Here is an 18,614-nt window from a genome sequence, read left to right as displayed (position 1 = left end):
CCATGGCTACCTTTGGCACGCTCTCCGATCGGCTCACCGAGACCTTCCGCAACCTTCGCACGAAGGGAAAGCTCACCGCGGCCGACGTCGACGGCACTGTGCGCGAGATCCGTCGCGCGCTGCTCGACGCCGACGTCGCACTGGCGGTCGTCAAGGAGTTCACCGCGAAGGTGCGCGAGCGCGCCCTCGGCGATGAGGTCAGCAAGGCGCTGAACCCCGCGCAGCAGGTCGTGCAGATCGTCAACGAGGAGCTGGTGCAGATCCTCGGCGGTGAGCAGCGTCGTCTGCAGTTCGCCAAGACCGCGCCGACCGTCATCATGCTCGCCGGCCTCCAGGGCTCGGGCAAGACCACCTTCGCCGGCAAGCTCGCTAAGCAGCTCGAGAGCGAGGGACACACGCCCCTTCTCGTCGCGGCCGACCTGCAGCGTCCGAATGCGGTGAACCAGCTCCAGGTCGTCGCGCAGCAGGCCGGCGCGACCGTCTACGCGCCCGAGCCGGGCAACGGAGTCGGTGACCCCGTCAAGGTGTCGCGCGACGGTGTGGAGCACGCGCGCCGCCACCAGCACGACGTGGTCATCATCGACACGGCCGGTCGCCTCGGCGTCGACGCCGACCTGATGAAGCAGGCATCCGACATCCGCAAGGCGACGGACCCGGATGAGGTCCTGTTCGTCATCGACGCCATGATCGGCCAGGACGCCGTCAACACGGCGAAGGCCTTCCAAGAGGGAGTCGACTTCACCGGTGTCGTCCTGACGAAGCTCGACGGTGACGCTCGCGGTGGTGCGGCGCTCTCCGTCGCCTCCGTCACCGGCCGCCCCATCATCTTCGCGTCCACCGGCGAGCGACTCGAAGACCTCGAGCCGTTCCACCCCGATCGCATGGCCAGTCGCATCCTCGACCTCGGCGACATCCTCACCCTCATCGAGCAGGCCCAGCAGGCCTTCGATGAGGAAGAGGCCGTCAAGATGGCCGAGAAGCTCGCGACCGAGCAGTTCACCCTCGAAGACTTCCTCGACCAGCTTCAGCAGATGAAGAAGATGGGCTCGATGAAGAAGATGCTGGGGATGCTCCCCGGCATGGGGCAGATGAAGCAGCAGCTCGAGGACTTCGACGAGCGCGAGATCGATCGCACCGAGGCGATCATCCGGTCCATGACACCGGGCGAACGACGCAACCCGAAGGTGCTCAACGGTTCGCGTCGTCTGCGCATCGCGCGCGGTTCGGGAATGACCGTCACGGACGTCAACCAGCTCGTCCAGCGCTTCGATCAGGCGGCCAAGATGATGAAGACCGTCGCACGCGGCGGCACTCCGAACATCCCGGGAATGGGTTCCATGCCCGGAATGGGCAAGCCTGGTGCGTCGTCGAAGCGCGGCAAGAAGGGCAAGTCCTCGGGCGGTTCCCGCTCGGGCAACCCCGCCAAGCGCGCAGCCGAGAACGCGGGAATCACCTCCGCGGCCGCCCCGACCGGCTCCGGTTTCGGTCTCGGCGGCACCAAGGCGCCGAGTGAAGCCGACCTCGCGGAGATCCAGAAGCTGTTCGGCAAGAGCTGACCGGACTCATCGGCGTGCCGCCGCGAGCGGCCCCCGCGTCGATGGAGCGACCTCTCTGCGAGGCTTCCGCAGCGCAGCGAGCTGCCCGGTGACGAGCGCGCTCAGAACGAGGGAGAGTCCGAGCGCCTGGACCGGGGTGAACGTCTCGCCGGCGAGCAGCGTTCCCAGTGTCGTCGCGACGACGGGGGAGAGCAGGGCGAGCAGGCCGGGGGCGATGACGGGCAGCTCCTGGATGCCGCGGAACCACAGCGTGTACGCGATGAGACCGCCGACCGCGCCGAGCCAGAGGTAGCCGAGTATCGCGCCGCCGTCGATGGAGGGAGGGAACCCCTCGAAGACGAGTGTCAATGGCAGCAGGAACAACCCGCCAGCCGTCAGCTGCCAGCCCGCGTACGCGACCGGCCCGACACCGGCGGGGCGCCCCCAGCGCTTGGTGAGGATCATCCCGAGAGCCGTAGCGGTGACGCCGCCGACCGCTGCGATGATGCCGACGGTGTCGAGCTCCGCGGCCGGGCCCAGCACCACGAGAGCGACACCGCCGGCACCGACTGCGGCGGCGGCTGCCGTCAGAGGGCGGATCCTGTCGCGGAGCATGAGCGCCCCCAGACAGAGGATGATCAGCGGCTGCACGCCGGCGACTGCTGCTGCGACGCCGCCGGGCAGACGCTCTGCGGCCAGGAACAGCAGCGGGAAGAACGCTCCGATGTTGAGGATGCCGAGAGCCAGCGACTTCAGCCACCAGCCTCGAGGCGGCAGCGCGCGGCCCAGACCGAGAGCCACGAGACCCGCGGGGAGCGATCGGAGGAGACCTGCCAGCAGCGGATGACCGGCGGGCAGCATCTCGGTCGTCACGAGGTAGGTCGTGCCCCAGGAAATGGGGGCCAGGGACGTGAGGAGCAGCAGAGTCAGCCGGTTCATGTCTCTCAGCCTGATCCCGATGGACACATGAGTCCAACGCATGCTTGTCACGGGATCCATGAATGAGGATCATGGATACGTGGATCTGCAGCAGCTCAAGTATGTCGTCGAGGTCGCGTCCTCGTCGAGTTTCACGCGCGCGGCCGAGCGCTGTTTCGTGACGCAGTCGGCCCTCAGCCACCAGATCGCGGCGCTGGAGCGCGAACTCGGCCAGCGCCTGTTCGTGCGTTCGAGTCGCAGCGTCAGGACGACGGAGGCGGGGGAAGCATTCCTCGTTCATGCGAGGGCCGCGCTGGCTGCAGCGGATCAGGCGCGTGAGGCCGCAGCAGCGGCCGCGGGTCGGGTTGTCGGCACGCTTCGTCTCGGTGTGATCCCGACGGTCACCGCGGTCTCCGTGCCTGACGCGATCTCGCGGTTCAGGGCGGAGCACCCGGAGGCGCGGGTGCAGCTCAGCATGGGCAACAGTGATGCCTTGGCAGCCGCGGTGCGCCGAGGAGAGCTCGATGTCGCGATGCTGGGCCTGCACGAGGACGTCCGCCCCAGTGGCGTCGCCGCGCGAGAGCTCGCCCGCGAGCGCCTGGTGGCCGTCGTGCCGTCGACCCACCGACTCGCACGGCGCGAACGCCTCGCGTTGGAAGACCTTGCCGAAGAGGTTTTCGCGGACTTCCCCGCGGGCACGTCAGGGCGCGCGCAGAGTGATGCCGCCTTCGGTGTCGCCGGTGTGCTTCGCGACGTGTCGTTCGAAGCGGACTCGGCCGAGCTGATTCTCGGACTCGTGTCGGCTGGGCTCGCGATCACGCTGTTGGCGCCGGGCGTCGCCGCCGCGGCTGCGCCCCATGCGGTCGCCGTGGAGATCGTCGGAGGACCGGTGCGCGTCGAGTACGTCGCCTGGGACGCACGGTCGCCGAGGGCGGTCGCCACTGCGTTCCTCCGGGTCATCGGGCCGATGACGCCTCGCGTCGAAGACGAAGCGGACCCGGAGGAATCCTCCGGGCCCGCCTCCTCAGAGTCCTGAGGTCAGATCACGTCCTCGTCGACCCAGTCCATCGACTTGGTGACGGCCTTGCGCCACAGGCGCAGCTGGCGGTCACGCTCGCCGTCCTCCATCGACGGTTCCCAACGACGATCCTCCTGCCAGTTGGCGGAGAGGTCGTCGAGACCGTTCCAGAAGCCGACGGCCAGACCGGCGGCGTACGCGGCACCCAGCGCGGTGGTCTCCGCGACGACCGGGCGCACGACGGGCACACCGAGCACATCGGCCTGGAACTGCATGAGCGCATCGTTCGCGACCATGCCCCCATCGACCTTGAGTTCGGTGAGGTCGACGCCGGCATCCGCGTTGACCGCGTCGAGAACGTCGCGGGTCTGGAATGCGACGGCCTCGAGCGCTGCGCGAGCGATGTGGTTCTTGTTCGCGTAGCGGGTGAGGCCGACGATCGCACCGCGGGCGTCCGAACGCCAGTAGGGTGCGAACAGGCCGGAGAACGCGGGGACGATGTATACGCCACCGTTGTCGTCCACCTGCTTCGCGAGTTCTTCGACCTCGGGAGCGGAGCTGATGATCCCGAGCTGGTCGCGGAGCCACTGGATCAGCGATCCGGTGACAGCGATCGAGCCCTCGAGCGCGTAGTGGGTCGGTCCGTCCCCGAGCTTGTAGCCGACGGTGGTCAGCAGCCCGTTCTTCGAGTGGACGATCTCCTCGCCCGTGTTGAAGATGAGGAAGCATCCGGTGCCGTAGGTGTTCTTGCTCTCGCCCTGGTTGAACGCGGCCTGACCGAACGTCGCGGCCTGCTGGTCACCCAGGATGCCGGCGATCGGCGTCTCCCGGAGCAGAGACGAGTCCTCGGCGGCGCCGTACACCTCGGAGGAGGAGCGGATCTCCGGCATCATCGAGCGCGGCACTCCGAACGCCTCGAGGATGTCGTCGCGCCACTCGAGCGTCTCGAGATCCATGAACATCGTGCGTGAGGCGTTGGTGACATCGGTGACGTGCACACCGCCGTCGACGCCGCCCGTGAGGTTCCACAGCACCCAGCTATCGGTCGTGCCGAAGACGAGGTCGCCCGCCTCGGCCTTCTCCCGTGCGCCCTCGACGTTCTCGAGGATCCAGGCGATCTTGGTGCCCGAGAAGTAGGTGGCGAGGGGGAGGCCCACGACGGGCTTGAACCGCTCGACGCCGCCGTCGGCCGCGAGGCGGTCGACGATCTCCTGCGTGCGGGTGTCCTGCCAGACGATCGCGTTGTAGACGGCCTTTCCGGTCGTCTTGTCCCAGACCACTGCGGTCTCACGCTGGTTGGTGATTCCCACGGCGGCGATGTCGTGACGTGTCAGGTCGCCGCGGCTCAGCGCGAGGCCGATGACCTCCTGCACGTTGCGCCAGATCTCCGCAGGGTCGTGCTCGACCCAGCCGGCCTTGGGGAGGATCTGCTCGTGCTCCTTCTGTCCGGTCGCGACGATGCTGCCCTTCTTGTCGAAGATGATCGCGCGGCTGGAGGTGGTGCCCTGATCGATGGCGATGATGTAGTCGGCCATTGTGTTCTCCTTTGAAGTCAGGTTCGGGTTCAGGCGAGGTTGAGCAGAACGGGCGCTGCGACGGCGGCGAGGACACCACCGAGCAGCGGACCGACCACCGGGACCCACGAGTACGACCAGTCGCTCGATCCCTTGCCCTTGATCGGCAGGATGGCGTGGGCGATACGGGGTCCGAGGTCGCGAGCAGGGTTGATCGCGTAGCCGGTGGGTCCACCGAGCGATGCACCGATAGCGACCACGACGAGCGCGACGGGCAGGGCGCTGAGCGGTCCGAGGCCTCCGGGGACGCCGATCTCGATGTCGCCGTAGTCGGCGAATGCGAAGATCGCGAACACCAGGACGAAGGTGCCGATGACCTCGGTGACGAGGTTCCAGCCGTAGGAGCGGATCGCCGGGCCGGTCGAGAAGACGCCGAGCTTGTTGGCGGGGTCGGGCTCCTCGTCGAAGTGCTGCTTGTAAGCCAGCCAGGTGAGGATCGCACCGACGATCGCACCCAGCAGCTCGGCGCCGGTCGCCACCGCGAACTGCGAGAAGTCGATCTTGCCGGCGACGAGAAGGCCGATGCCGACCGCCGGGTTGAGGATGGCGCCGGAGTACGCCGAGACGAGGACACCCACGAAGACCGCGAGACCCCATCCCCAGTTGACCATCAGGAAGCCGCCGCCGAAGCCCTTGTTCTTGGCAAGAGCGACGTTGGCGACGACACCACATCCGAGGAGGATCAGCATTGCGGTGCCGACGAACTCCGAGAGGAAGTAGAGACCGAGATTCACTTCAGTCATGTCTTCATTGACCTTTCTTGAGTGCCAGAGCCCCATAGCTCTGGCACTTGTTGGGAGTTACGCCGCGTGGAGGGCGGCGTTCGGATGTCTCGTCAGCCGCGTGCGCGGGACGAGATCTGGAGTCCATGTCGTTCGTTGAGCATCGTGCGCGTCTGGTCGAGCTCTGCATCCTGGCGTGCACGATCCCAGTGGAGCAGAGGAGCCAGGGCTGCGGCAAGCTCTTCGAGCACATCCGCGTCGGCGTGACCGGTGAATGCGATGCTGGTGCGTCGCATGACGACATCCTGCAGACGCGCCACCATCTCGTTCTCCACCATCCAGGCGAGTTCCCGGGTGGAGAGGTCGTCGCCGGCGAGGGGAGCGTCATCACCCTGCTCGATGAACTCCCAGACCTGAGCCGCACGTGTTCCGTAACGGGCGAGAAGGCGCTCGGCGCGGTCGCCGGCACCCGGGAGGTTCTCCTGGATCCAGATTCGACGAGCTTTCTCGGTGCGCGGGAAGTCGCGGCCTCCGCCGATGGCCCGGCCGGCGGTCGACACCGTGCGAGTGCGGCCGATCAGATCGAGCACCACGTCGGACAGCGACTCGCCGAGCGCGCGGAACGTCGTCCACTTTCCGCCGACGAGGCTCACCAGAGGAGCCGCGCCCTTGTCGTCGACCTCGATGCGGTAGTCGCGGGACACGAATCCAGGGGCCGTGTCCTCGTGGCGAGGAAGCGGGCGGATGCCGGAGAAGTTGAAGACGATCTGCTCGCGCGTCACGTCGATCGTCGGGAACACGTGGTGGATCAGGTCGAAGAAGTAGTCGATCTCCTCCTCCGTGCACACGGCTGCCTCGCGCGGATCGGCGTCGATGTCCGTCGTCCCGACGAGCACGCGCCCCTTGAGGGGGTAGATCAGCACGATGCGGCCGTCAGAGTGCTCGAAGAAGATCTCGCGGCCACGCGTCGCCTCGAGAAGCTCGGGGTGATCCAGAACGATGTGAGACCCCTTGGTCCCGCCCATGAAGCGCGTGTCGTTGCCGAGCGCGTCGTTGGTGAGGTCTGTCCACGGCCCTGATGCGTTCACGACGACATCTGCGGCGACCGAGAACTCCGTGCCGCTCTCACGATCGCGGAGGACGATCTTCTTGCCGTCGCGGGCGATCGCCTCGACGTAGTTCAGGGCGACGGCGCCCGGATGAGCTGCGCGCCCGTCCTGCAGCACGTCGAGCGCCAGACGCTCGGGATCGTGCATGGAGGCGTCGTAGTAGGTGGCCGTGTACTTGATGTTCGGGTCGAGCGAGGGGAGTTCGGCGAGCGAGCGCTTGCGACCGAGGAAGCGGTGACGAGGGACCATGCCCCCATCGCGCGAGAACGTGTCGTAGATCGTGAGCCCGACCTTGATGAGGAACGCTCCCCGCTCCTGGGGCTTGCCGCTCTTGTGCGTGAGAAAGCGCAGGGGGGCGGACAGGATGCCCGAGAAGGTCGAATAGATCGGGATCGTGGTCTCGAGCGGCTTCACATAGTGCGGCGCGATCTTGAGCAGGCCGTTTCGCTCCTCGACGGATTCACGGACGAGTCGGAACTCGCCGTTCTCGAGGTAGCGGATGCCGCCGTGGATCATGTGACTCGATGCCGCGGAGGCTCCGGAAGCGAAGTCTCCTCGTTCGACCAGCAGGACGTCGACGCCCTGAAGTGCGAGGTCTCGGAACGTCGAGATCCCGTTGATCCCGGCTCCGATGACAAGGACGCTCGTGCGTCCGGACTCACGGACGGCGCGGACTTCGGCGCGTTCCGGTGATGAGTGTGTCGACTCGATCATCTTCGACCCTTCTCTGTGCGTGCCCCCAGCTTCGACCCATGTGGCCAGCGCGCGCAAGCCCGCTGCACATATGTGCAAAGATCGAGGCGAGGAGGCCCTCATGACCCAGCCTGACGCGGGATCCCGCGACTCAAAGCTGATCGCCGCGCTCACCGCAGCGCAGCTCTACTACATGCAGGACAAGACGATGGAGGTGATCGCGCAGGAGCTGAAGACCTCGCGATCATCCGTGTCCCGTCTGCTCAGCTTCGCTCGCGAGAGCGGGCTCGTCGACATCCGGATCAACTCTCCTCTGGAGCGATTGGGGATGCTCGAGCAGCGCATCAGAGACAGATACCGCCTCGTCGCGCATGTCGTACCCATCCCCGAGATCGTCAGCGAGGTGGAGCGGCTCGAGCGTGTGGCCCTGACAGCGGGGCGGCTGCTCTCGCAGTTCGTCGACTCCAACATGATCGTGGGCGTCGCGTGGGGATCGACGATCAGCGCTGTGAGCCGCGGTCTCACGCAGAAGGAGACGCACAACACGACGTTCGTGCAGTTGAACGGCGCGGGCAACACGCAGACGAGCGGCGTCGAGTACTCGAGCGACATCCTGCAGCGCTTCGGCAGCGCGTTCGGCGCGCAAGTGCAGCAGTTCCCCGTGCCGGCGTTCTTCGACGATCCGTCGACGCGCGAGGCGATGTGGCGCGAGCGCAGCACCCGGAGAGTGCTCGATCTGCAGTCGAAGATGGACATCGCCGTGTTCAGTCTCGGCTCTCCCGCCGCGGAGGTGCCCAGCCGTGTGTACGTCGGAGGATATCTCGGACGCGACGACTACCGGAGCCTCCGCGAAGACCACGCGATCGGCGACGTGGCGACGGTCTTCTTCCGCGCAGACGGCTCGTGGAGGGACATCCGTGTGAACGCCCGCGCCACCGGTCCGGGCCTCGACAGACTGCGAAGGGTGCCCAGGCGCGTGTGCGTGGTCTCGGGAGTTCCGAAGCTCGCGAGCCTCCGCGCAGCGATCGCCGCCGAGCTCATCACGGATGTGGTCCTCGACGAGGGGCTCGCGCGCCGACTCGTGGAGGACTGACCTCTACGACTCGTCGGTCGACGATTCGGGGCCGGAACGGAACTCCCGGATCAGGTGCTGCACGACCGCACCGAGGTCGCCCCCCGTCGCGTTCGCGATCGTCAACTGCCGTTCGTAGCTCGCGCCGTTCGTGAGTATCGTCTCGATGCTGCCGAACTCTCGCCCGCAGCCGAGTTCGACTGCGACCGGCGCGAGCTCGTCGAGGACCTCGGACAGATGCTCCCGCACCGGCCGCTGGGTGCCCGCCGAATCCACGATCACCCTGGCGTCGAGGCCGTAGCGTGCCGCGCGCCATTTGTTCTCGCGGTGGTACCAGGCGGGCATCTGTGCGAGAGTGCGACCCTCGTCGAGCTGCCGGGAGAGATGCTCCACCAGGACCTGGACGAGGGCGGCCACCGCTGCCAGCTCCGGCAGGGTCGAGAGGCCGTCGCAGGCCCGCACCTCGATCGTCCCCCACCGCGGGGCGGGGCGGATATCCCAGCGCACCTCGGTCGCATCGGCCATCACACCGGTGCGCACCATGTCGTCGAGATAGGCCTCATAGTCGGACCAGTCGTCGAGCGGCCAGGGGAGTCCGGCCGTGGGCAGCTGCTGGAAGACCAGGGCACGGTTGGACGCGTACCCGGTGCGCTCACCGGCCCAGAACGGACTCGACGCGGCAAGCGCCTGCAGATGCGGGAGGTATGCCGCGAGGGCGTTGATGATGGGGATGACCTTGCGCTGATCCTCGACGCCGATGTGGACGTGGATCCCCCAGATCATCATGTTGCGGCCCCACCATTGGGTCCGCTCGATCAAGGTGTGATAGCGGGTCTTGTCGGTCACTTCCTGCTGGTACCACTGTGCGAACGGGTGGCTGCCTGCGGAGAGCAGTTCGATGCCGGCGGGATCCGTGGCCGAGCGCACGGCAGAGATCGCGTTGGCGATGTCGTCGACGGCGTGCGCGACTGAATCGCCGATGCCGCTGGTGACCTCGATGGTGTTGGTGAGCAGTTCACCCGTCACCGTATGGCGTTCGTCGGCGCTCTCGTGCTCGAGTGCCGACAGCAGCTCAGGGGCGCGGCCGACGAGATCACCGCTCACCGGGTCGGCGAGCATGATCTCCCATTCGAGGCCTACTGTGGACCGGGCCGATGACGCGAAATCGAGCTTCACGAGCACAGTCTGACATGCGGTGCAGACGACACGGCAACCGCCGTGTCGTCCCGTTTCGCTCCTTGGCCGCGGATCTGGCAGAATAGAAGGTCGGACGACGTGCTCGACCCTCTATCCAGCACTCGTCCTCCCTATTTGAGCTTCCGCCGGGTGTGCACCCCACTCTCCAGGCGATCGGTTCGTTACCTTCCACACAATTCAGGAGAATCGTGGCTGTCAAGATTCGTCTCAAGCGCCTGGGCAAGATCCGTGCGCCGTACTACCGCATCGTCGTCGCCGACTCGAAGACCAAGCGCGATGGTCGCGTGATCGAGGAGATCGGCAAGTACCACCCCACCGAGGAGCCCTCGTTCATCGAGATCGACTCCGACCGTGCGCAGTACTGGCTGTCCGTCGGTGCTCAGCCGACCGAGCAGGTCGCAGCGCTGCTCAAGATCACGGGCGACTGGGGCAAGTTCAAGGGCGACAAGGACGCGAAGTCCACCCTCAAGGTCAAGGAGCCCAAGGTTCCGTTCGAGATCGACGCGTCCAAGAAGTCCGTCGTGAAGCCCAAGGTCGAGAAGAAGGCCGAGGCTCCGGCCAAGGCCGACGCGGAGGCCGCTGAGGCTCCCGCCGCCGACGCCGAGTAATTCGTCGTGCTCGCCGCCGCGCTCGAACACATCGTCAAGGGGATCGTCGATCACCCCGAGGATGTCCGCATCAACGCTTCCACCTCGCCGAGAGGCGATCTCCTCGAGGTGCGCGTGCACCCCGACGACCGTGGACGCGTGATCGGGCGCGGCGGCCGCACCGCGAAAGCACTGCGCACGCTCATCTCCGCTCTTGCAGACGGGCGTCGTGTGCGTGTCGATGTCGCGGATGACTGACGTGGTGTCGACAGACCGCAACCAGGGCAAGAATCAGCTGCGGGTCGGGCGCCTCGTCAAGGCCCACGGTCTCAAGGGCGCTCTGAAGCTGGAGCTCTACACCGACAATCCCGAGCGTCGTTTCACTCCAGGGGCCGAGTTCACGTTGCAGGTGCCTGAAGCATCCCCGTGGCACGGCAAGACGGTCGTCGTTCGCGAGTACCGGGTGATGAACGGCAACCCCGTCGTGTTCTTCAAGGACGTCGACGATCGTGAGGGTGCAGAGACCCTCGTCCGAGCGATCCTCTGGATCGATCAGGACAACGACGAGGTCGAGGACAACGCGTGGTTCGACCACCAGCTCACTGGGCTCGATGTCGTCCGTGATGGTGTCGTGGTGGGCAGAGTCGCTCGGGTCGAGCACTTCCCGGCGCAGGACCTGCTCATCGTCAGGTCAGGCGACCAGGACATCATGGTGCCTTTCGTCGAGGCGATCGTTCCGACGGTCGACGTGAGAGCAGGACGCGTCATCGTGACGCCGCCCGCTGGACTCTTCGAAGAGCTTCCCGACGCTTCCGAGGCGACGGAGGCGGGGGAGTCCTCGGACTCCGACGCCACCGAGTGACCACGGGTACGGTCTGCCCGTGCGCATCGACGTCCTCTCCATCTTCCCGTCGTACTTCGACGGCCTGACGCTCTCCCTGCTCGGGAAGGCGCAGAGCGCCGGCATCCTCGACCTGCGCGTCTGGGACCTTCGGGACTGGACCTCCGACCGCCACCGCACTGTGGACGACACCCCGTACGGGGGTGGAGCGGGGATGGTCATGAAGCCGGAGCCCTGGGGGCTCGCGCTCGATGAGCTGGCGTCGTCGGCTCCTTCCGATGAGGGCCGTCGGCCGACCATCATCTTCCCCTCTCCCGCGGGCGAGGTCTTCACCCAGGCCACGGCTCGTGACCTCAGCACCCGCGATCACCTCATCTTCGGATGCGGCCGGTACGAGGGCATCGACGAGCGGGTGTTCGAGTATGCGGCCTCGCTCGGCGAGGTGCGACTCGTCAGTCTCGGCGACTACGTCCTCAACGGAGGAGAAGTCGCGACCATGGCGATGATCGAGGCGATCGGACGTCTGATCCCCGGTGTCGTGGGCAATCCGGAGAGCCTCGTCGAGGAATCGCACGAAGACGGACTCCTGGAGTACCCGTCTTACACGAAGCCCTCGGTGTGGCGGGACCGGGCCGTACCCGAGGTGCTGTTGAGCGGCAACCATGCCGTGATTGCCTCCTGGCGTCGCGATCAGCAGATCGAGCGGACGCGTCGCCGTCGGCCGGATCTGCTCCCGGACGACGAGAACTAGAGCATCCGCTCGGTTCCGCGGTCGATCTCGAACACCACGTCCTGCGGGTGCCTCAGCGACAACGCGGAATGGGCGTCCAAGCCTCGGAGGTGTGCTCGCAGCAGCCGGCCGAGCATCTCGTGACTGACGAGCAGGGGAACGCCCGTCGAAGCCCATCCGCAGGATGACAGCGCTCGGCGCGCCCGTCCTCTCGCCTGGGCATAGCTCTCGCCCCCGGGAAACGCCCAGCCGTATCGGTTCGCCGCGCGGTCTTCGCGCGCCCTGGGGAATCGCTGATCGATCTCGTCCCAGGTCAGGCCGGCCATCTCGCCGTGGTCGAGGTCGGCGAGCTCCGGCACTTCGATGAGGTCTGCGCCGATCCGATCAGCGATGATCGCTGCCGTGTGTCGTGCGCGGCCCAGCGGGCTGAAGCACACGGTCGTGATGCCGCGATCGGCGACCCGCTCCGCAACGCTCTGCGCCTGTCGGATGCCGTCCTCGGTCAGGGGCGAGTCGAGCTGCCCCTGCAGCCGATGCTCGAGATTCCATCGGGTCTGCCCGTGCCGAGCCAGGAACAGATGCTCTGGCACGTGGCGATCCTCCGGAATCATGCACTCAGGATGGCACAGTCGCACTGTCGCAGGACGGGTGAGATCGCGGGCGCCTGATAGCGTCGCAGCATGGTCGACGACGTGCTGGCGAAATCGTTCACCCTCACCGGTGCAGACTATGACCGCTACCGTCCAGGCTTCCCTCCTGCTGCAGCCGACGTGGTGATGCCTCACAGCGTGCGCACGGCGCTCGATCTGGGTGCAGGCACCGGGAAGTTCACAGAACTGCTCGGGGGACGAACGGAGCGTGTCGTCGCAGTCGAGCCGTCGGAGCCGATGCTCGAGATCCTGCGCTCGAAGCTGCCAGGGGTCGAGGCGCATCTCGGCAGCGCCGAGCGGATACCGATGGAGTCCGAGGTCGCTGATGTCGTGACGGTGGCGCAGGCCTTCCATTGGTTCGACGAGGAGGCCGCGTGTGCGGAGATCGCGCGAGTGCTCACACCGGGGGGAACCCTCGGACTCATCTGGAACCGTTTCGATCCGACGTGCGCGTGGGATCGCGCGGCGCACCGGATCGCGCACCCCGCGGTGGGGGATGCAGACGTCACCACGAGCACCTCGACACACGAGCTTCCCGGCTTCGACTTCGTGCGCCACGAGCAGATCCACTCGACGGAGCGGATTCGACGCGACGCGTACCTCGGTCGCTGGTCGACCGTGAGCACCTTCCTCGTCGCCGATGAGGCAGCGCGCGCGGAGATGTTCGCCGCCATCGAAGCGGTGCTGGATTCAGATCCCGAGACACGCGACCACGACGAGTACGACCTGCCCATCGTCACGGATGTGTTCGTCTACCGCCGCGCGTGAGGAACACGAGCGGAGCATCGGGAGTCAGCGGACGCCGAGGAACGACCTGTCGGTGAGGATGATGGGGCCATCCGCCGTCACTGCGACGGTGTGCTCCGAATGGGCGCCCCGGGATCCGTCGACGCTCCGAAGGGTCCAGCCGTCGGGATCGGTGACGAGCTCGTCTGTCGTCTCGAGCAGCCACGGTTCGAGAGCGAACACCAGGCCCTCGCGCAGCGGGAATCCGCGCCCGGCCCGGCCGTCGTTGGGAACGTGCGGGTCGCCGTGCATGATGCGCCCCACGCCGTGTCCGCCGAAGTCGGTGTTGATCGAGTACCCCTCGCCGTGCGACACCGCCGCGATGGCCGCCGAGATGTCGCCGATACGGTTGCCGACGACCGCTGCGCCGATCGCCGCATCGAGCGCGCGCTCCGTCGTGTCGATGATGCGCAGGTCTTCCTCTCGCGGGGTGCCCACGACGAACGAGAGGGCCGAGTCCGCCACCCAGCCGTCCACGGACACCGCGAAGTCCAGCGACACCAGGTCGCCGTCGCGAAGCGTGTAGTCATGAGGGAGCCCATGGAGCACCGCGTCGTTGATCGACGTGCAGATCACCTTGCCGAACGGGCTGGCACCGAAGGACGGGTGGTAGTCGATGTAGCACGACTCCGCTCCGGCCTTGCGGATCATGTCGTGCGCTCGACGGTCGATCGACAGCAGATTCGTGCCGACCTTCGTCTCGTCGCGCAGGGTTGCCAGGGTCTCAGCCACGAAGCGACCGGCGGCGCGCATCTCGTCGATCTCGGCAGGGGTGCGCAGTTCGATCATCGGGTGTCCTCTCGTCCACTCCATTCTCCCCGATCTCCCGGACGCGTGCGTCCGCGCAGAGACCGCGCGCTCACAGCGAACACCGTGACGATGTGGAGCCTCGCGTCGTACGATTTGAGGCATGTGGTTGCGTCAGGCGTTCTTCCGGTGGCTGATTCCGGCCGCGTTCCTGCTGCCGCTCTGGCTGCTCGTGGGGTGGGGCGTCTTCCAGGGCGGATGGGCGATCCTGTGGGTGCTGTTCATCGCGGTGCCCTCGGTCTTCGTCGGTCAGCTGCTCCTCACGCTCCTGACCCGATCGCGTCCGTCGGTGCGCGTCGAGCGGGCGGTCTCCTGGTGGGACGTCGGCGGCTTCACGATCTGGCATGGGCTGACCATCGCGGTCGGGTGCTTCATCGACGGCGCCTTCGGCTGGCTGCTCGCGGCAGCGGCGGTGGTCGGCATCGGCCTGTTCTGGCTGCAGCTCTGGCAGCTGTGGAACGAGGCGAAGGGGAGCGGAGCACGGATCCGCGAGACCATCGCGTGGTCATCCGTGCCGGGTGTCGATGAGCCGGTGCCAGAGACCCGCGCACACGAAGTCATCGTGGTCCGCGAGAAGGACACACGGGACTGAGGACGCGGCGCACGGCGTTTTGGCCGTGTGCGGCATCCATGGCAGAATGAATTTTTGTGCCGTGACCGGTTCTGCCTCAGGGGAGCCCACGGACGCTTCGGCTCCGTTCAGCACACCTCTTCTTGTTCCTACTTACATCATGCAACCGACCTGAGGCGAGTGCAGAGAGAGACGATCATGCAGATCCTCGACGCCGTCGACGCAGCATCGCTGCGTTCAGACGTTCCCGTCTTCAACCCCGGTGACACGGTCAACGTGCACGTAAACATCACCGAGGGCACCCGCTCGCGTATCCAGGTCTTCAAGGGAGTCGTCATCGGCCGCCAGGGCGATGGAGTGCGCGAGACCTTCACCGTTCGCAAGATCAGCTTCCAGGTGGGCGTCGAGCGTACGTTCCCGGTGCACTCCCCGGTGATCGACCACATCGAGGTCGTCACCCGCGGTGACGTGCGTCGCGCGAAGCTCTACTACCTCCGCCAGCTGCGGGGCAAGAAGGCGAAGATCAAGGAGAAGCGCGACAACTGACGCGCAGGTTCTCCACAGCACCCCGGGACACGATGTCCCGGGGTGCTGTGTTATCCCCGGGGTGTGCGACCCTTGATGATGCCGTCTCCGTGCGGTGCGAGACTGTGAAGGAACCCTCATGACGACTGACTCCGCCGCCGCGTCCACTCCACCGACGAAGCGGCGTCGCGGGTTCCTCGTCTTCCTGCGAGACGTCCTCGTGATCGTCGTGATCGCGGCGCTCGTCTCCTTCGTCGTGAAGACTTTCGTCGTCCGCTCCTTCTACATTCCGTCGGCCTCGATGGAACGCACCCTGATGGTGAAAGATCGCATCCTCGTCGATGAGTTGACACCCCGGTGGAACGACTACGAACGCGGCGATGTCGTCGTCTTCAAGGATCCCGGCGGGTGGCTCGACGGGCAGCCGCAGACTCCGGCTCAGCCTCCGCTCATCGAAGCGTTCGACTGGATGCTCAACGTCATCGGGATCTCTGCCACGGACTCTCAGGATCACCTCGTCAAACGGGTGATCGGATTGCCGGGCGACCACGTCGTCTGCTGCAACGCGCTCGGGCAGATCACGGTCAACGGTGCGCCCATCGACGAGCTCGGCTACCTGAATCTCCCGGACGGCGACACCGCTGCGTCCAACGAACCCTTCGACGTGGTCGTGCCGGAGGGGTCCCTCTGGCTGCTCGGAGACAACCGGGATCGTTCGCGGGACTCGCGGGCGCATCAGGATCTCCCCAGCGGCGGATTCGTGCCGATCGAGAACGTCGTCGGCAAGGCGTTCTTCACGACATGGCCCTTCGACCGCATGGGAACGATCGACGGCCACCACGACAGCTTCAACGGCGTCCCGGATCCGGAATGAGCGTCGTCGCTCCGAAGCTCACTCTCGAGCGCAGGCTGCTGAGTGAGTGCGATCTCATCATCTCCCTCGACGAGGTCGGACGCGGCGCGCTTGCCGGGCCGGTGGCGGTCGGAGCTGCCGTGATGGATGCGGCCGGTGCGCGCCGTCGCGTGCCCGAAGGACTCCGGGATTCGAAGCTCGTCACCGAGAGGCGTCGACCTGACGTCGCTGCGAGGGCCGCGGCATGGGTGCAGGCATCGGGAGTCGGCTGGGCGAGTGCGGCCGAGGTCGACTCGGTGGGCATCATGCGGGCGCTCGGGCTCGCGGCATCGCGCGCCGTGCAGAGCGTGGTCGATTCGGGAGTGGTCCTCGACGGAGCGCTCGTGCTGCTCGACGGCAATCACGACTACGTCTCGCCCGTGCATCCGGTTCCGCTGCGCGTGCGGCCCGTGGTCAAAGGAGACCGTGACTGCGCGTCGGTCTCAGCGGCATCGGTGATCGCGAAGGTGGCGAGAGACACCTACATGGCCGAGCTCCACGAGAGCCACCCCGCGTATCAGTGGGACAGGAACAAGGGATATGCGAGCCTCGAGCATCGCGATGCGATCAGGAGCCTCGGGCTCTCCCCGCATCACCGATCATCCTGGGTCATCACAGATGTCCCGACTCTGTTCTGAGCCTGCGTGCGGCATCGCAGTGTCGCCGACTCTAGGATGGAGGGATCATGGATGAGGAAGCCTTCGACGACTACGACCGCGAGCTCGAGCTCGCGCTGTTCCGCGAGTATCGCGACGTCGTCGCACAGTTCCAGTATGTGGTCGAGACCGAACGGCGGTTCTACCTCGCCAATGAGGTGAATGTCGTACGCCGTGATACCGAGCACGACTTCTACTTCGAGATCTCGATGAGTGACGTCTGGGTGTGGGACATCTACCGTGCCGACCGCTTCGTGAAGGCCGTGCGGGTGCTGACGTTCAAAGACGTCAACGTCGAAGAGCTGCAGCGCCGCGAGTTCGAACTGCCGCAAGAGCTGTCGCTCGACGGGGAGTGACCTCTTCTGCACGGCTCAGGTTTCTGACGGGCTGTCCCGAGGGACTGGGGCTGCGGCTCATTCGGAGCGCTGATCGGCGCGGGCGCTCGACAGGCTGTCACCATGGCAGCGAAAGACGAGCTCGGTAGACACGGTGAAGAGCAGGCGGTCCGATACCTGACGGGTATCGGATATGAGGTGCTCGACCGCAACTGGCGATGTGCGCAGGGCGAGATCGACATCGTCGCCTGTCGCGGCCGCCATCTGGCAGTCGTAGAGGTCAAGACAAGACGCACCATCGCTCACGGGCACCCGTTCGAAGCGGTGGACGCCCGCAAGGTACGCCGGTTATGGCAACTGGCCCATGCGTGGGCCGCCGATCATCCCGACCAGGCCGGCGGCCTCATGATCCGGATCGAGGCGATCGGGATCATCGGCGCTGACCCCGCGCACAGCACCCTCGAACACCTCGTGGACGTGTCGTGAAGACGGCTCGCACCTGGGCGGTCGCGCTCACCGGGGTCGATGGACACATGGTCGAAGTCGAAGCGGACATCTCGAATCAGACGCCCGATTTCAAGATCATCGGGCTGCCCGACAAATCACTCGGCGAAGCTGTTCAGCGGGTCCACAACGCGTGCAAGAACACCGCGCTCGATCTTCCGCGTCGTCGACTGACGGTGAACCTCTCGCCCGCGAGCCTCCCCAAGCAGGGAGCGGGCTTCGACCTCAGCATCGCCGTCGCTGCGCTGGCAGCCGGGGGAGCGCTGTCGAGCCGGTCCATCGCCCGCGTGGTGCATCTCGGTGAGCTCGGGCTCGATGGTCGGCTCCGGCCCGTTCCCGGAGTGCTGCCGTCGGTGTTCGCTGCTGCACGCGCGGGTTTCGACACCGTGATCGTCCCCTGGGGCAACGAGGCCGAGGCGAGGCTCGTGCCGGGAATCGAGGTGCGCCCTGCGGCGAGCCTCTCGCAGGTGGCGGTGTGGCATGGTGCAGAGGTCGACGTGCTCGAGGCGGATCCGGTCGCGGCCGCAGCGATTGCGCGCGAGAGTCCCGAAGAGTTGGACCTCGCCGACGTCGTGGGGCAGGAGAACGCTGTGCGTGCGCTGATCGTCGCCGCGGCGGGAGGACACCACATGATGCTCAGCGGCCCGCCGGGGGCAGGGAAGACCATGCTCGCACGACGGCTGCCTGGCATCCTTCCGAGTCTCACCGAGGACGAAGCGCTCGAGGTGGCGTCGATCCGCTCGCTCACGGGCGAGTCGGTGCAGGCTCTCGACGTGGTGCCGCCGCTGGAGTCGCCGCATCACAGTGCATCGGTCGCGGCGCTCGTCGGAGGTGGAACGAGGTCTGTGCGCCCCGGGGCGATCTCTCGGGCGCACAGGGGTGTGCTCTTCAT

The 18,614-nt window shown here is 66.5% G+C and carries 22 protein-coding genes; 15 read left to right on the top strand and 7 right to left on the bottom strand.

What is annotated here, in order from left to right; translation table 11 throughout:
• Positions 1-2 precede the first annotated feature (2 nt).
• Entirely contained in the window at positions 3-1,556 is a 1,554-nt protein-coding gene (ffh, locus tag RU09_RS14975) for a signal recognition particle protein (RefSeq protein WP_042541678.1), read from the top strand.
• 6 nt (positions 1,557-1,562) lie between these two features.
• Here ffh and RU09_RS14970 read toward each other — a convergent pair whose 3' ends face one another.
• Positions 1,563-2,474 (bottom strand): EamA family transporter, encoded by a 912-nt coding sequence (locus tag RU09_RS14970; RefSeq protein ID WP_042541677.1) that lies wholly within the window; start codon positions 2,472-2,474, stop codon positions 1,563-1,565.
• Between the two features lie 79 nt (positions 2,475-2,553).
• Here RU09_RS14970 and RU09_RS14965 point away from each other — a divergent pair, with 79 nt between their 5' ends.
• The gene (locus RU09_RS14965) at positions 2,554-3,489 is read left to right on the top strand and encodes a LysR family transcriptional regulator (RefSeq protein WP_042542131.1); all 936 of its coding nucleotides are present in this window, start codon (positions 2,554-2,556) and stop codon (positions 3,487-3,489) included.
• A gap of 2 nt (positions 3,490-3,491) precedes the next feature.
• On the opposite strand, the gene glpK is transcribed toward RU09_RS14965, so the two are convergent.
• The 3 genes from glpK to RU09_RS14950 form a co-directional block, all read right to left on the bottom strand.
• Positions 3,492-5,006: a glycerol kinase GlpK gene (gene glpK / locus RU09_RS14960; RefSeq protein WP_042541676.1), complete on the bottom strand. Its 1,515-nt coding sequence runs from the start codon at positions 5,004-5,006 to the stop codon at positions 3,492-3,494.
• A 29-nt stretch (positions 5,007-5,035) separates the two neighbouring features.
• Positions 5,036-5,788, bottom strand: a complete 753-nt coding sequence (locus RU09_RS14955) for an MIP/aquaporin family protein (RefSeq protein ID WP_042541675.1) — start codon at positions 5,786-5,788, stop codon at positions 5,036-5,038.
• A gap of 92 nt (positions 5,789-5,880) precedes the next feature.
• Positions 5,881-7,590 (bottom strand): glycerol-3-phosphate dehydrogenase/oxidase, encoded by a 1,710-nt coding sequence (locus RU09_RS14950; protein WP_042541674.1) that lies wholly within the window; start codon positions 7,588-7,590, stop codon positions 5,881-5,883.
• A 100-nt stretch (positions 7,591-7,690) separates the two neighbouring features.
• Between RU09_RS14950 and RU09_RS14945 the strand changes: the two genes are divergently transcribed.
• On the top strand, positions 7,691-8,662 hold the full coding sequence (locus RU09_RS14945) for a sugar-binding transcriptional regulator (protein ID WP_042541673.1): 972 nt from the start codon (positions 7,691-7,693) through the stop codon (positions 8,660-8,662).
• A 3-nt stretch (positions 8,663-8,665) separates the two neighbouring features.
• Here the strand turns inward: RU09_RS14945 and RU09_RS14940 are convergent, their stop codons facing one another.
• Complete coding sequence (locus RU09_RS14940; RefSeq protein WP_042542130.1) at positions 8,666-9,817, bottom strand: glutamate--cysteine ligase; 1,152 nt, start codon at positions 9,815-9,817, stop codon at positions 8,666-8,668.
• 209 nt (positions 9,818-10,026) lie between these two features.
• Here RU09_RS14940 and rpsP point away from each other — a divergent pair, with 209 nt between their 5' ends.
• The 4 genes from rpsP to trmD are packed head-to-tail and all read left to right on the top strand — an operon-like array spanning position 10,027 to position 12,017.
• On the top strand, positions 10,027-10,446 hold the full coding sequence (gene rpsP, locus RU09_RS14935) for a 30S ribosomal protein S16 (protein ID WP_042541672.1): 420 nt from the start codon (positions 10,027-10,029) through the stop codon (positions 10,444-10,446).
• 6 nt (positions 10,447-10,452) lie between these two features.
• The gene (locus RU09_RS14930) at positions 10,453-10,683 is read left to right on the top strand and encodes an RNA-binding protein (RefSeq protein WP_042541671.1); all 231 of its coding nucleotides are present in this window, start codon (positions 10,453-10,455) and stop codon (positions 10,681-10,683) included.
• A complete protein-coding gene (gene rimM, locus RU09_RS14925; RefSeq protein ID WP_042541670.1) occupies positions 10,676-11,287 on the top strand; it encodes a ribosome maturation factor RimM in 612 nt (203 codons plus the stop codon). The genes RU09_RS14930 and rimM overlap by 8 nt, the downstream gene beginning before the upstream one ends.
• A 19-nt stretch (positions 11,288-11,306) precedes the next feature.
• Positions 11,307-12,017 carry a tRNA (guanosine(37)-N1)-methyltransferase TrmD gene (gene trmD, locus RU09_RS14920; protein ID WP_042541669.1) on the top strand — a complete coding sequence of 237 codons (711 nt, stop codon included), beginning with the start codon at positions 11,307-11,309 and terminating at the stop codon, positions 12,015-12,017.
• Here the strand turns inward: trmD and RU09_RS14915 are convergent.
• On the bottom strand, positions 12,014-12,586 hold the full coding sequence (locus RU09_RS14915) for a histidine phosphatase family protein (RefSeq protein WP_052492999.1): 573 nt from the start codon (positions 12,584-12,586) through the stop codon (positions 12,014-12,016). The genes trmD and RU09_RS14915 overlap by 4 nt on opposite strands.
• A gap of 90 nt (positions 12,587-12,676) precedes the next feature.
• On the opposite strand from RU09_RS14915, the gene RU09_RS14910 reads away from it, so the two are divergent.
• Positions 12,677-13,414 carry a class I SAM-dependent methyltransferase gene (locus tag RU09_RS14910; RefSeq protein WP_042541668.1) on the top strand — a complete coding sequence of 246 codons (738 nt, stop codon included), beginning with the start codon at positions 12,677-12,679 and terminating at the stop codon, positions 13,412-13,414.
• A 24-nt stretch (positions 13,415-13,438) separates the two neighbouring features.
• On the opposite strand, the gene map is transcribed toward RU09_RS14910, so the two are convergent.
• The gene (gene map / locus RU09_RS14905) at positions 13,439-14,221 is read right to left on the bottom strand and encodes a type I methionyl aminopeptidase (RefSeq protein WP_042541667.1); all 783 of its coding nucleotides are present in this window, start codon (positions 14,219-14,221) and stop codon (positions 13,439-13,441) included.
• Positions 14,222-14,342: 121 nt separating this feature from the next.
• On the opposite strand from map, the gene RU09_RS14900 reads away from it, so the two are divergent.
• From RU09_RS14900 to RU09_RS14870, 7 genes are all read left to right on the top strand, one after another.
• Positions 14,343-14,831 carry a hypothetical protein gene (locus tag RU09_RS14900; RefSeq protein ID WP_042541666.1) on the top strand — a complete coding sequence of 163 codons (489 nt, stop codon included), beginning with the start codon at positions 14,343-14,345 and terminating at the stop codon, positions 14,829-14,831.
• A gap of 177 nt (positions 14,832-15,008) precedes the next feature.
• Complete coding sequence (rplS, locus tag RU09_RS14895; RefSeq protein ID WP_042542128.1) at positions 15,009-15,356, top strand: 50S ribosomal protein L19; 348 nt, start codon at positions 15,009-15,011, stop codon at positions 15,354-15,356.
• Between the two features lie 118 nt (positions 15,357-15,474).
• Positions 15,475-16,209, top strand: coding sequence for a signal peptidase I (gene lepB / locus RU09_RS14890; RefSeq protein WP_042541665.1), 735 nt, complete (start codon positions 15,475-15,477; stop codon positions 16,207-16,209).
• The gene (locus RU09_RS14885) at positions 16,206-16,865 is read left to right on the top strand and encodes a ribonuclease HII (RefSeq protein WP_042541664.1); all 660 of its coding nucleotides are present in this window, start codon (positions 16,206-16,208) and stop codon (positions 16,863-16,865) included. The genes lepB and RU09_RS14885 overlap by 4 nt, the downstream gene beginning before the upstream one ends.
• Before the next feature lie 47 nt (positions 16,866-16,912).
• A complete protein-coding gene (locus RU09_RS14880; protein ID WP_042541663.1) occupies positions 16,913-17,239 on the top strand; it encodes a DUF2469 family protein in 327 nt (108 codons plus the stop codon).
• A 102-nt stretch (positions 17,240-17,341) separates the two neighbouring features.
• The gene (locus tag RU09_RS14875) at positions 17,342-17,704 is read left to right on the top strand and encodes a YraN family protein (RefSeq protein WP_042541662.1); all 363 of its coding nucleotides are present in this window, start codon (positions 17,342-17,344) and stop codon (positions 17,702-17,704) included.
• On the top strand, positions 17,701-18,614 hold a 914-nt coding region (locus RU09_RS14870; RefSeq protein ID WP_197066091.1), incomplete at its 3' end, for a YifB family Mg chelatase-like AAA ATPase. The genes RU09_RS14875 and RU09_RS14870, both read left to right, overlap by 4 nt.

The sequence above is a fragment of the Microbacterium sp. MEJ108Y genome (genome assembly GCF_000834175.1).
Taxonomy (GTDB): Bacteria; Actinomycetota; Actinomycetes; order Actinomycetales; family Microbacteriaceae; genus Microbacterium; species Microbacterium forte.
The sequence above is the reverse complement of the archived record's forward strand: the minus strand, read 5'-3'. Positions and strand labels throughout refer to the sequence as shown.